We start from the raw sequence: 13,272 nt of genomic DNA on the forward strand, positions 1-13,272 counted from the left end.
GGCGACGAGGACGGAAGCGCGAGCTGATCGCACGGTAGGACTCTCTCTTTCGTGACGGGCGCACCTGGCGGCGAGCCGTTCGAGGATGGCGCGGAGGGGCGGCCGCCCGGTGAACGCCGCGCAACCCGGGGGCCAACGCGACAGGGATCTCCCTGCGGCACAGGACGAACAGGGTCAATCAGCAGGCCGAGTGGTGGATCACACGGACGGGCGGGGCCGACGCCCGGCGAGACGTCGGGACAGCGCGAGCAGCGGTCCTCCCAGCCCGACCAGGAGCGCGACGACGACGCCGGCGACGAGGGCCGCGGTGAGACGCTGGTGGTCGCCCTTCCGCTGCGCCGCGGCGGAGACGCGCTGCTGCGGCAGCGAGCGCACGGACGGAGAGAGGACGGTCCAGGACGTCTGGGCGCTGACCGACATCTGCTCCTTGGAGCCGGAGGGCGTGAACGTCGCGGAGATGACGTGCTCGCCGACCCCCAGCGTCCCCACCGACATCACCGCGGTCCCGTCGGCCCCGAGGGCGCCGCGACCGAGCATGCGGTTGCCGTCGAAGAAGGTCACGAACCCTGCGGGGTGCCCGCCGGTGAGGTCGCGGACGTGCGCGGTGAACGTGAAGGGTCCTGCGCTGCCGAGCTTCTTGGGCATCGCACTGGTGAGGGTCGTGACCGTGATGGCCGTCCCCCCGGAGGTCCGGGTCACGTCTCCGGCACCAGGAGCGGCGGCGGGTGCGCCCGCCGGACCCGAGGACGTGCGCCTCACTGCCGGCCGGACGACGTGGTAGTGCTGGTGGGCATCGAACACGACCTTCGCGTCGAAGGTCCGCATCGTCTCGGTGAACTCGCCCTGGCAGACGACCCGCAGGGTGTAGGTGCCCTTCATGCGGTGGCCACCGCCGTACATCGCGGCGACGTCGTAGAAGCTCAAGGACGCCTTGAAGGAGAACGGCTTCGTGAGCGAGATGCCGAGGTCGTTCACCGTACGGATCGGCTCGCCGTCCTTCGGGAAGCCCGGACCGAGCACCAGCGCGTAGAACGTCGCTGACCCGGCAGGGCAAGGTGCGCTCGTCCTGAACGTCGGGATGGTCGTGTCCTTGCCGGTCGCGGGCGTCACCCCGGCCGTACGCGCCGGTGCCGTCGCGGCGAGGGCCGGCAGGGCGGCACCCGCCGTCCCACCGAGGAGGGTCGCGACCGCGACCACGAGGCGGGCCAGTCCCCAGCCGGGTGCGCGGCGCACGGAAGCGCTCCGCTCGACGGGTACGGCGGCGCTCGAGCTGCTCATCACGGGCTCCTGGTCCTCGGAGGGGAGGGACGGCGCGGGGGTGGGGGCCGCAGGAGGACGTCGCCGGCGCCGCCACGCCCACCCGCCGCCGAGGACGGCGAGCAGGAGGAGGCCGAGGACGAGCCAGGGCAGCGCCCAGAACTGGACGCGGGCCTCGACGGGCCGCAGGGTCGGGTCGATGTCGCCCGCGCGCTTGGTCGGGTCGAGCCGGACGAGCGCGGTCATGCGCAGCGCGGCACGCACGTGCGTCACGGTCGTGTGGACCGTGAGCGAGCCCTTGGGGAGCAGCTCAGGGACGGGGTGCAGGGACGCGCCGCTGACCGCGGTCCCGCCGAGCCAGCCGGTGATCCGCACGATCTGCTTCGCGCTCAGGCGCACGTTGCCCGTGTTGGTCACGGTGTAGCTCACGTCGGCCCTGCCCGCCAGCGGGTTCCACGACGCGTGGTAGCGGGCCCTGAGCCCGGTGATGGACAGCGAGGGGCGCAGCGGGCCCGTCACGCGCACGGTGAGCCGAGCGCCGACGCGCTGGTCGAGCCGGATGCGGTCCCCGTTCTTGTTGCGCGCGTACGTCGCGAGCGACGCGATGACGGCGCCGGTGTGGTCGCCCGGTGTCGCGTCGGCCGGGACCTTCAGCGTCACGGGGACGATCACGCTGCTGCGGGCCGGCACCGTCACCTCCCGCGCACCACCGAGCGAGACCCAGGACCCCACGTCCTTGGGGCGGGAAGCCGCTGGCAGCAGGGCGAAGGACCCGTCGGTGGTGGTCTCGGCGTCGGTCGGGTATACCGCCACGACGATCGGCACGACGCTGAGGTTGATGATGGCGGCCTCGTCCTTGGCCGTCGCCCCGGGAGTCGCGGTGTAGCTGAACCCGGTACGCGGGTCCGCCTTGCCGCCCGACGCGGGCTGCACGCCGAAGGTGACCTTGGTGCCGGCCGGCACGGGTGCGGTCGACGAGGCGCCTGCCGGCCTGGGAGCGGCGAGGGCGACCGCCGGCGGGAACGCGATCCCGGCTGCGGCGGCGGCCGTCGCAGCGAGGACAGCAGCACGACGCCTGGGGTGGCGACGGGCTGGCGGGGGCACGCGGAGCGCGATCATGCGACGGGCCTTCTCTGCATGAGCGACGGTCGCTGCCCGCGCAGCATGCGCGGCAGACCCCGGAGACATCCGGCAGACCGTCGGTGGACGAGCAGAAGTCTATGCGCAGCAGGGGTTCTTGTGACCCGTACGGCGAGATGAACTGCCTGTGTACGAGGGGTTTCTGCAGCACCGCATGTTCTCCGGAAACGCCCAAGAGGGGGCGGGGCCGACGGCCCCACCCCCTCCTGCAGCGGCGGTCCCTCGGGAGAGACTGCCGCTGGCCGAGCGATCAGCTGCCGGCGACCGTGAAGGTCACGACACCGGTGTACTTGCCGGGGTGCGTCGAGGTGGGAGCCTCGAGCGTCAGCGTGCCGTCCAGCTTGACCGTGCCCGCACCCTTGGCGGCGTGCGCGATCGGGTGGGCCTGGCCGCCGAGACCCGCGGTGCCCGTGGTGCCGGGCGCGACGGGGAGGGCGGGGACGGCGTTCGCCGAGACCGTGACGGGGTTCGACGCGTTCAGCGCGTTGCCGGCCAGGTAGGTCGGCGCCAGGTCGGTGAGGCCGACGTTCTGCCCGCTGATCGTGTCGTTCACGTCCGACCCGCCGTTGGCGAGGTCGCCGGCCTGGGCGGACAGCGTCCAGGGGAGGTCACCCGCGCGGGTGTCGACGACCTGGATGTTCTGGAACGGCGCCGAGGCGGAGAACTTCGTGCCGTTCGGGTCGATCGCCAGCGTGCCGAGGTCCAGCGGGCTGCTGGCGGTGTACGGCGTGCTGATGACGATCGTGCCGGCCGGGATCGTGCCCGTGATGGTCTGGACGTCGGGGGTGAACTGCGCCGCGGCGACCGAGACCGGGACGACCGCGGACTGCGAGGCGACGTAGTCCGTGGGGTCGGCCGGGGTGAACTTCGCCTGCAGCGAGTGGTCACCGGCCGCGAAGGTCGGCTGGAACGTCGCCGTGCCGCCGACGACGCTCGTGCTGCCGATCTGCGTGGTGCCGTCGAACAGCTGGACGGAGCCCACAGCACCGGCCGGCGTCACCGCGGCGCTGATGGTCGTGGGCGAGCCCGCGCTGATGTTGTTCGGGACCGTCAGGGAGACCTGCGTCGCCGCAGCTGCCCCCTTGGCCACCGAGTACGCCACGACCGGGGACGTGGACGTGTTGAACGCGGTGTCGCCGGAGTAGACCGCCTTGTAGCTGTAGGCGCCCTGGCCGACCCCGTTCACCGTGAGGCTCGCGGAGCCGGCGGCGACCGCCACCGTGCCGAGGCTGGTCGAGCCGTTGAAGAACTCCACGGTGCCCGAGGGCGAGCCGCCGGAGCCCGCGACGGTCGCCGTCAGGGTGACGTTGACCGGCGCCTGCTGGCCGCTGGCCGGCGTGACCGCGAGGGCGGTGGTGCTGTCGGTCTTCGGCGCCGCCGAGACCGTCGCCTGGCCGCCGGCGATGTCGAGGCCCTGGGTGAAGGTCCCGAGGATCCCGGAGAAGTCGTCGAGGCAGGCGAACTCGAGCACGTAGTGGCCGTCGACGAGGCCGGAGGCCCCACCGAGGACCGTGGCCGTGTCGAGGTAGCTGTTGCCGGCCTTGATGGTCATCGACTTCGTGGCGGAGAAGCCGAGGTTGTTGGTGCCGAGGATCGGGGCACCGTCGTCGGGCAGGCCGGGGCCGAAGAAGAGGCCCTCGTACTGCGAAGCGCCGGGCTGGTCGCAGCCCTTGCTGGTGACGAACGTCGGGATGGTCGTGCCGACCGGGCCGTTGCCGCCGGTGATGGACAGCGCGGCGCCGTTGGCGGGGAGCGTGCCGAGGGCGAAGGCCGGCGTCGCGACGAGGCCGCTGGCGACGATCGCCGCGCCCCCCGTCAGGGAGGCGGCGAGCGCCTTGTTGATCTTCACGCGAGGAACTCCTTGTTTTTCGTCAGCGAAGAACGAGAGGGGGGAGGAGGTTCAGCTGCCGCGGGGCAGGCTCAGTTGCTGCCGCAGCTGGCGGTGGGGAGGAAGCCCTGGCGACCGATCGAGGCGGTCTGCGCGCAGACCAGCGAGTTCGGGCCCTTGAAGACCTGCTGCAGCAGCGCGTCGTCGGGCGAGCTGCTGTTGAGGCGCGCGGTGGAGACCACGTTGTAGACGGTGCGGACGCCGGCGCCGGCACCGTTCGAGGCCAGTCCGGGGATGCTGTTGATCGCGCCGAGCGCCGAGACGCCGTGCACGTCGGAGATGACGCCCGCGGTCTGCGCGGCCCACTGGGAGGACGAGTACGGCATGACCGCGAACTTGTCGGTGCCCAGGCTGGTGCCGTCGTTCTCCTGGATCTTGTCGTTGATGCAGGCGGGGAGCGCCGCGTCGGTGATGCCCATGAGGTTCTCCCAGACCGAGCGCGAGCCCGAGCCGGCCTGCGGGAGCAGCGGGTGGATCGTCGGCACCTTGCACTGGTAGATCGACTGCAGCTGCGCCAGCGTGAACTTCTTCGACAGACCGGAGTCCGAGCGCACGGCGTACGTCAGCGTGTCGACCGCGAGCGCGAGCTTCGTCTGGTCGGCCTTGGTGCTGCCGGAGGACGAGCGGGCGAAGTCGAGGCAGCCGAAGTACGCGTTGCTCGGGTCCATGGCCTCCTCGAGGCGGTCACGGCCTGCACCCGAGCCGTCGGGGCGGATCCCGGCGCCGGCGGCGACGCCCGCGTTGCCGGCGTAGGAGCAGCCCGCGGCGCTGCCGTTGGTGTCGAAGGCACCGCCCTTGGCCGACCAGTTGCCGATGACCGGGACGCCGCCCACCTTGACGTTGTTGGCGATGTCGGTCATCAGCTCCTCGGTGGTGTCCGAGCCGCCACCGTTGAGCGCGTACGGGTAGGCGCTCGAGGAGGTGTCGGGGTCCGCGTTCGCGACACCGGTGACCGCCATGGCGGTCGGGACGGCGACGACGCCCGCGACGAGCGCGAGCACAGTGCGCGCGACGAGCTTCATGTGCGATGTCCTTTCGGTTCGTTCCGGGCCCGCCGTGGGCCCGGAGCTGCGCCGGAGACGTGCTCCGGCGCTCCCTGGTGGTGCAGGGGGAGGGGCGTCACCTGCGGCGGGCGGGCACCCGGCGCAGGGCCTGGCTCGTCGTCCCCGCGAGGAGGGCGACCAGCAAGCAGATGAAGAGGGCGAACCTGATCCCGCCGACCTTGGTCGCCGGGGTCGTCGCGGAGACGAGCTGCACCTCGGGCTGCGGGGTCGCCGTTGCCGTCGGTACTGGACTTTGTAGTGAGGTGGGCTTTCCCGAGGGCGTCGGGGTCGCTCGGGAGCCGCTAACCACAGGTGAACTTCCGGTGCCGCCGGACGGGTGGAAGGGCGTCCCGGGATGCGACGCCGGCGACGAGGGGCGGGCCGACGTCGCGAGAGTGTGGCTCGGCGACGGCGACGCAGTGGCAGAGGACGTGGGGCTCGTCGACACCGTCGGGGCGGCGGAGGGCGTGGTTGCCGAGACCGTCGTGCTGGCAGGCGGATCGGCGGTGACCGAGGGGCTCGGCTTCGCTGCGACGCCCGCCACTGCCGTACTCGCCGGGCTCGAGGAGGGCGCCGGAGTCACCGCCCTGCTCGTGCTCTGCGGGGCAGGTGTCGGCGACGCCGTACGCGTCACGGTCGAGCTCGGCGTGGGTGTCGGGGTCGAAGTCGGGTCGGGCGCCACACCCGCCTCGTCCCGGATCTCCTCGGCCGCGACGACCGCCTCGGACTTGAGCTCCTGCGTCAGCGGGAGGTACCCCTCCGGAAGCTGGCCGACGGAGGGTCCCTGCTCCTGGCCGTGGAACGCGCTGTACTGCAGCAGGTCCGCGTACGCGTCCCCCTCCTCCGGCGTGATGCGGGAGGGCACCGTCGCGACGTACTGCGGCACCGTCAAGGGGTACGCACCGGCGACCGCTGTCGAGGGGTCGGGCACGAGGACGCCGTTGTCGTCGGTGTCCATCCCGTCCACGGCCGCCTGCAGGGAATGCGCGTCGGGTGCCACGAAGTCCCCGTGGGCGTTGAGGAGCTGGGCACTGCGCAGCCCGAACCGCGCCGCGCTGACCGTGTCGGTGAGGACCAGCTCGGCCCGCCGGCCGACGAGGTCGCGCGGTGCCGACCCGAAGCCGGAGAAGAAGTCGGCCCGGAAGTTGTCGACCGGGTTGAACGTCCCTCGCTTCGGGTCACCCTTCGCCGCCGCGATGGCCGCGGCCTCGAGGTTCGCGGCGTACTTGTTGTAGTCGATGCCGCACAGCGGCGGGACCGCGGGGCGCGTGTCCACGTCGGCGCACCACGGGTCGGGCTTCGGGAAGTCGTCCCGTGCCTGCAGCGCGTTCTTGAACGCCGGGTTCACCTTCATCCCGTGCTCGTCCGGCTGGCCCGACAGGAAGGCGCGGGCGGAGGGGTCCGCCAGGACCCACTGCCAGAGCTCGCCGTACTCGTTGGCCCGGCCGAAGGGGACGACGAGGTTCGTCAGCGAGTACTGGTGCTGGTAGTCGAGGGCGGCGAGATCGGGGTTCAGCGCCGTGAACTCGGGATCGTCGAGCAGGCCGAGCCGTGCGCCCTTGAGGTTCGGGTCGTCGTGCTGCGGGTCGTCCGCGCTCCGCACGTCGAGGCGCGACGGTGGCATGGACCCGCGGTAGGACTGGGTCAGCAGCTTCGCCACGAGGCGCGGTGTGAGCTTCAGCTGGGTGACGAGCTCCCCGTTGTGGTCCAGCTGGTCCTGCGGGGTGCCCTGCACGCCGCCGTCGGCGTCGAAGTAGAGGTCGCTGTAGTAACGGTCGATCAGGAAGACGATCGAGAGGCTCGCGACGGCCACCGGCGCGTACACCGTGTCGGACGGGGCGCCGGGCACCGAGCGCGTGACGGCCTGCAGCCCCGGGTCCTTCGCCGAGGTGACCGAGCTCTCGCGGATGAGGTCCGCGGTGGACAGGTAGGAGTACGACCGGCCGGTGGAGGAGCAGAGGCTCGAGGTCCACGACGATGCTGCCGCCGCGAGCAGCGGGCTGCCGGTGATCGAGGTCTTCGTCGCGCTGCGGGCGCAGGACGAGGAGAGCGAGGAGAAGTCCAGCGGGATGAACATCGCGTTCTTCCACACGGACCAGGCGAACGGCGACTGGGCCCCGTCCGTGCGGCTGGTCGGCACTCCCCTGGGCACGACGGCGATCCAGCACTTCGGCACCACGCCTGACGCCCTGGCCTGCCCGCAACCGAGGGAGCTGTTCTCCAGCCCGGTCTGCACCTCGAAGGGCATGGAGCCGGTGCCGTCGACGGCGCTCGGCGCGTAGTCGATCTCGTTGGTGATCTGCTGGTCGAACCACGGGTTGTCGACGTCGCTGTTGCCGCTGCCGTCGTACGCCGTGCCGCTGACCGGCTTGAACGGCACGAACCCGTCGTTCGCCTCCTGCGAGCCGTGGAGGTCGAGCGCCCACGCGTCGTGCTGCGCCTGCAGGGCGCGCGCGTTGGCAGCCTTGTCCTCGTCCGAGGTCGCCCCCGGCTTGAAGCCGACCAGGGTGGGCTTCACGACCTTGCGGAGGTACGCGCTCGCGGACGCGTAGTACCCGCCCGGCACGCTCGACGCGTTGCCGGCGTAGGTACTGCCGAAGGCGCCGAAGTAGCACTGGTCCCGCAAGGTGTCGCGGTCGGCGTCCGTGCTGACCTGCTGCAGCGAGGGATCGCTCCAGCACTGCATGATCTGCAGGTAGTCGGTGGGCCCGGACTGGTTCTGGGTGTCGCTCTGGCCCAGGCCCTTCCACGAGACGTCGACGACCTGGTGCCCCAGCTGCTGCGTGCGGTCCACGCTCACGCTGAGTCCGGCGAAGGACCCGCTGCCGCGCACCGTCACCGAGGAGTCGCTCGCGCTGTCGGCCCGGGCGGTGCTGATCGTCATCCCGGGGACCGCGAGCCCGACCGCCAGCGCCGCGGCCAGGACGACGCGGGCACGGCGCAGGGCAGGGGTCCTCACGACGACCTGCGCTTCGAGACGAGCCGCGCGACGAGCGGAGGTGCCGCGACCGTGAGCACGAGCGTCAGCGCCAGCAGGGCGATGAGGGCGTTGGTGCCGACCCCGCCGCTCAGGCTGGTCGACGTCGAGACGGGTACGGCGCCGGCGAGGACCGTGCCTCCCCCTGCCACCGTCCCGGAAGCACCGGCGACGGCTCCGGCAGCAGCGCTCGCCCCGGCGGTCCCGACCGTTCCGCCACCGGTCGCGCTGCTCCCGGTCGCTGCGCTCACCGGGACGGTCTTCACCTCACCGGTCTCGGGGTCGACCACGGTCTTGGTCGGGCTGCCCGCGGCGGCACCGCCCCCGCCGGAGCCGGAGCCGCCCCCGGTCGGGACGGTCTTCACCTCACCGGTGTTCGGGTCGACGACGGTCGTGGTCCCCCCGGCCGCGCCCGTGGTCCCAGGCTTCGCCCCGGCGACCGTGCCGCCCGCCGCAGCACCACCGGCGCCCGCGGCCGCCCCGCCCGCAGCAGTCCCTCCACCTGGTGCGGCTCCGCCTGCCGCTGCGGGCGCCGTCGTGCCCCCAGCGGGAGCCGCGCCACCGCCACCGGAGCCGCTGTCGGCGGGCGTCACGCCGCCGGGCGCACCGTTGGGGTCCGTCGTCGCGGGCTGCTGGACCCCGCCGGCACCACCGCAGTCCGCACCCTGCTTGTCGCAGGCGTCAGGCTGCGGCGCGTTCTGCGCCAGGAGGTTCACGTCGAGGTGCTTGCCGTCGAAGGTCGGGTTGCCGCAGTTGGCGATGTCGATGCTCTGCTCGTCGACCCCCGGGATCTTCGACACCTGCTCGAGGGCGGCCTGCACGAGGTTCACCGGCAGCGGGGAGTACCCGAGCTTGTCGGCGTCCTGCTGCCCCTCGCAGAGGAAGTAGTACGCGAACGCCCCGAGCGTCTTGCCCTTGTCGTTGTTGAACTTCCCGGCCACCTGCGTCGGCACGATGAAGTAGCTGTAGCTCGACAGCGGGTAGGTCCGCGGGTCCGGGTTGGTGTAGACGTCGCTCAGGTCCTGGGTCAGGTAGTGCGCCGGGTCGTTCTGGTTCGTGTTGATCTTCGCGGCCGTCAGCGCCACGGCGTCGTTCTGCGCCGTCGGCAGCGCGAAGTAGCCCGCCGCGTTGAGGATCTTGGCGACCGGGTAGCCGCTGAGCTTGGCGTAGGAGTACTCGTCGTAGCCGATCGTGCCGTCGTTCTCCTTGATGTACTCCGCCGACCCCGTCGAGCTGGACTGCGCGACGAAGCTCGAGTTGTCGGGGTAGGGGAAGAACGACGTGACGCCGCAGGAGGAGCGCTTCAGGGAGCCGCAGTAGGCGTTCCACTTGCTGGAGAACTGCTGGTTGAGCCAGGACGTGATCTCGGCCGTCGTGCCGGAGCCGTCACTGCGGGCGATGGGGATGATCGAGGAGTGCGGCAGCGCGACGCCGGGGTTGCTCGCCACGATCTCGGGGTCGTCCCAGTAGTGCACGTTGTTGGTGAAGATGTCCGCGACCGCCGCCTGGGTCAGCTTCAGGTTGGTGAAGAGCTGCCCGCCGATCTCCAGGTGGTACATGAACGCCGTGCCGCCGGCGACGATCGGCATGTACGCGTACGAGCCGGCCGGCGGGGTGACCTCGTTGGGGTCGTCGAACTTGTACGGGATCTCGGAGACGGCGAAGTCCACGGTGTTGTCGTGGAAGTTCTGCCGACCGGCCGAGGAGCCGTTGTCGTTGTAGTTGATGGAGATGCCCTGCTGCCGGATGTTCGCGATCCAGTCACTCAGCGCGTTGGCCGCCCAGCTCGAGCCGGAGCCGGTGATCGAGACGTAGTCGTCCGCCATGGCGGGGCCCGCGGACAGCAGGCCGACGGGCAGCAGCGCGGCGAGCACGACGACCAGCTTCAGGACCGCGGCACGCCGCCTCCGGCCGACCGCACCGGCGAGGTTCGTCCTCACGTCAACAGCTCCTAGTGCTTCTCGAAGACGACGGACAGACCAGCGTCGCCGTCAGTGGGGGTGTGACCCTCCGCGCGGAGGGTGAGCAGGGTGGTGATCCGCCGGTCGTCGCGCACCGAGCGGGTCGCGGCGCGGCGCCGCTGCCGGACGCTCTGGTGGCCCGGGCCGCGACCACCGAGCAGGCGGGCGATGACGAAGAGCACGAGGACGAGCGCGAGCAGGACCGCCGCGGCACCGAACGCCCGGGCGACCATGTTCGGGTCCGGCGAGTGCGCCATCTTGAAGACGAACAGCGGCAGTGAGACCTGCGGCTCCTGCAGCGGGTCCCAGTTGTAGGCGGTCGTGAAGCCCGCCGTGATGAGCACCGGCGACGTCTCCCCGATGCCGCGGGCCATGCCGAGGATCACGGCGGTGGCGAGACCGGAGCGCGCGGTGGGCAGCACGACGTACCGGACTGCCTGCCACTGCGGCGCTCCGAGCGCGTACGCCGCCTCGAGCAGTGTGCTCGGGACCAGGCGGAGCACGACCACGGCGGTGCGGATGATGATGGGCAGCATCTCGACCGACAGCGCCAGAGCTGCGGCGTGGCCGGAGAAGCGCAGTCCGAACGCCAGGATGTACGCCGCGTAGACGAAGAGCCCGGCCACGATCGACGGGAGCGCGGTCATGGCCTCGGTCAGCGTGCGGAGGAACATGCTGAGCTTGGTCCGGGTCTGCGTGATGTAGACCGCGGCGCTGATCCCGAGCGGGACCGTGAGCACGAGGGCGATGCTGATCTGCTCGGCGGTGCCGACGATCGCGTGGCCGATGCCCCCGCTGGTGAGCGGCGACAGGGGTGGCGTCGTCGTCATGTCCTGCGTGAAGAAGTTCCTGTGCATCAGGGCGGAGTGGCCCTGCCACCCGATGTAGACGAGGATCCCCACGAGGGCGCTGAGCACGACCAGCGCTGCTGTGTGCGCGAGCGCGGCGACGAGCCTGTCCTTGACGACGAGCGGGCCCTCGTCCAGCGAGACCAGCGTCCCGTAGAGCACGAGGAACAGCGCGTACGCCGTGGCGAGGAAGCCGATGGTGCCGCTGTACGGCCCGAGGTCGAACAGCAGCGCGGTGAGGCACGTCGCCGAGATCGCCGCACCGATGACGGCCAGCACGTCGGTCGAGCGGACGCTCCGGAGGTCGCGGCGCTCCTCGACGAGCAGGCGCGGCTCCTCGCGGACCTCGGGAGCGCGGGAGAGGGTCGGCGTGCTCACAGGTCCGCCGCCCCGGAGCGCGAGCGGGACACGATGACCGCAGCGAGCGAGTTCACGGCCAGCGTGACGAAGAAGAGCGTGAGCCCGGCCGCCATGAGCGCGGAGAGCGCGAGACCGTTGGCATCACCGAAGCGCAGCGCGATCAGCGACGAGATCGAGATGGCGCCCTTCTGCAGGATGTGCGGCTGGATGACGAAGACCGGCGACACGATCATGTAGACCGCGACGGTCTCCCCGAGCGCGCGGCCGAGGCCGAGCATCGTCCCGCCGATGATGCCGCCGAGGCCGTACGGCAGCACGACCGAGCGGATCATCCCCCAGCGCGTGGCCCCCAGCGCGTACGCGCCCTCGCGCTCTCCCAGCGGGGCCTGCTGGAAGACCTCGCGCATGATCGAGCTCATGATCGGCGTGAGCATGAAGCCGACGACGAGGCCGGCGTTGAAGGACGACGCGGTGTAGACCGTCCCGGTGGCCAGCGGGTTGCGCGGGTCGGCGCCGCTCACGTGGAAGAAGGGGAAGAAGCCGAAGTACGTCGCCAGCCACCGCGGCAGGCCGTCGCCCTGCGGCCCGTTGACCAGGATGTCCGGCTGCAGGAAGAACGCGCCGAAGATGCCGTAGACCACGCTGGGGATCGCGGCCATGAGGTCGACGAGGCTCACCAGCAGGCGGCGCAGGCCGCGCGGGGAGTACTCCGAGATGTAGAGCGCCGTGCCGAGCGAGAGCGGCAGGGCCACCACGATCGCGACGACCGCGATGATGAAGGTCCCGACGAGGATCGCGAGGACGCCGAACCTGCCGCCCTGCTCGGTGTGCCAGGACTGGGTGGTGAAGAAGGAGAACCCGGCCTTGCGCAGGGCCTCGCCTGCCCGCAGTGACAGGAAGGAGCCGATGAGCACCATGACGACGAGGACGACGAGGCCCGCGCCGAGCACGTAGCTGCGGAACGTCCGGTCAGCCGCCGTGGGCCGGTCGCGGAGCGTACGCCGCTGCTCGTCCGTGGACCCGGACGGGGGAACGGCGACCAGGGCGCTCAAGCCGACCGTCCCTGTCGCCGAGAGGACGAGGGCCGGACCCGTGCGCCGGGCCGGAGCACCGGGCGCGCGTCGGTGCGCCCGCGCTGCAGGTGGGTGTGCATGCGGTTCCTGTTCGTACGTGCGCCGGTGCCGGCGCGAGCGGGGAGGGACGGCGGCGCCTCAGGCAGAGCCGTCCCACCGGCTCCGAGGGTCGACCCGCGCCATGACCCGGGCGGGGCCCGCAGGTGTACGCCCGATGACGAGGCCGCAAGGCCTGCTGCGGGAAGGGACATCCGCGGTCGAACCCGCGCAGGTGGTCACGTCTCCGTCCGCACGGCCGGACGGCCCGCCATCCGCAGGTCGACCGTCGCGCGGACGGGGGCGTCGGGCTCGAGGAGCACGGCGGCCGGCGCCGCGGCGCGGAACCCGCTGAGGGCACTGGTCGCCTCGGTGCGCCGGGCGTAGCTGTGCGGGGCGCAGGCCAGCGGCTCGCCGGCAGCGGACACCAGCCGCCAGGTCCAGCGCCCCTCGGTGGGGATGACCGTCGCGGTCCCACCGGGCAGCTCGCGCAGCAGCCGACCGACCGCGCGGCGGCAGGCCTCGAGGTCGACCGAGGGGAGGGCGGCCCGCCCCAGCTCCCGGTTGTTGCCGGCGAGCAGGCGCCACTCCACGCCCGGCGCGACGGAGGCGCGGCGGGAGAAGAAGTGGAAGCGCGCAGCGCTCGTCATGGGTGGGGCTCCCGGGGTGTCGGGCCGGGCCCGGGCACG

The 13,272-nt window shown here is 71.9% G+C and carries 8 protein-coding genes; all 8 read right to left on the reverse strand.

The features are described 5' to 3' along the window. Positions 1-198: 198 nt before the first annotated feature. Positions 199-2,376, reverse strand: coding sequence for an Ig-like domain repeat protein (locus EV189_RS02150; protein WP_165400084.1), 2,178 nt, complete (start codon positions 2,374-2,376; stop codon positions 199-201). A 271-nt stretch (positions 2,377-2,647) separates the two neighbouring features. Next, complete coding sequence (locus EV189_RS02155; protein WP_130491298.1) at positions 2,648-4,246, reverse strand: Ig-like domain-containing protein; 1,599 nt, start codon at positions 4,244-4,246, stop codon at positions 2,648-2,650. Between the two features lie 71 nt (positions 4,247-4,317). Beyond that, the gene (locus EV189_RS02160; protein WP_130491299.1) at positions 4,318-5,307 is read right to left on the reverse strand and encodes a hypothetical protein; all 990 of its coding nucleotides are present in this window, start codon (positions 5,305-5,307) and stop codon (positions 4,318-4,320) included. A gap of 97 nt (positions 5,308-5,404) precedes the next feature. Then, positions 5,405-8,287 (reverse strand): hypothetical protein, encoded by a 2,883-nt coding sequence (locus tag EV189_RS02165; protein WP_130491300.1) that lies wholly within the window; start codon positions 8,285-8,287, stop codon positions 5,405-5,407. Continuing rightward, the gene (locus EV189_RS02170) at positions 8,284-10,245 is read right to left on the reverse strand and encodes a substrate-binding domain-containing protein (RefSeq protein WP_130491301.1); all 1,962 of its coding nucleotides are present in this window, start codon (positions 10,243-10,245) and stop codon (positions 8,284-8,286) included. The genes EV189_RS02165 and EV189_RS02170 overlap by 4 nt, the downstream gene beginning before the upstream one ends. A gap of 11 nt (positions 10,246-10,256) precedes the next feature. Next, the gene (gene pstA / locus EV189_RS02175; RefSeq protein ID WP_231115985.1) at positions 10,257-11,492 is read right to left on the reverse strand and encodes a phosphate ABC transporter permease PstA; all 1,236 of its coding nucleotides are present in this window, start codon (positions 11,490-11,492) and stop codon (positions 10,257-10,259) included. Next, positions 11,489-12,526, reverse strand: coding sequence for a phosphate ABC transporter permease subunit PstC (gene pstC / locus EV189_RS02180; protein ID WP_130491302.1), 1,038 nt, complete (start codon positions 12,524-12,526; stop codon positions 11,489-11,491). The genes pstA and pstC overlap by 4 nt, the downstream gene beginning before the upstream one ends. A 296-nt stretch (positions 12,527-12,822) precedes the next feature. Then, positions 12,823-13,233 carry a YegP family protein gene (locus EV189_RS02185; RefSeq protein ID WP_130491303.1) on the reverse strand — a complete coding sequence of 137 codons (411 nt, stop codon included), beginning with the start codon at positions 13,231-13,233 and terminating at the stop codon, positions 12,823-12,825. Positions 13,234-13,272 lie beyond the last annotated feature (39 nt).

The organism is Motilibacter rhizosphaerae (genome assembly GCF_004216915.1).
Classification (GTDB): Bacteria; Actinomycetota; Actinomycetes; order Motilibacterales; family Motilibacteraceae; genus Motilibacter; species Motilibacter rhizosphaerae.

Bases quoted from the DNA above. Each gene is read 5' to 3' on its own strand.
- EV189_RS02160 (WP_130491299.1), bottom strand. From the start codon at position 5,307: ATGAAGCTCGTCGCGCGCACTGTGCTCGCGCTCGTCGCGGGCGTCGTC.
- EV189_RS02185 (WP_130491303.1), bottom strand. From the start codon at position 13,233: ATGACGAGCGCTGCGCGCTTCCACTTCTTCTCCCGCCGCGCCTCCGTC.
- EV189_RS02150 (WP_165400084.1), bottom strand. From the start codon at position 2,376: ATGATCGCGCTCCGCGTGCCCCCGCCAGCCCGTCGCCACCCCAGGCGT.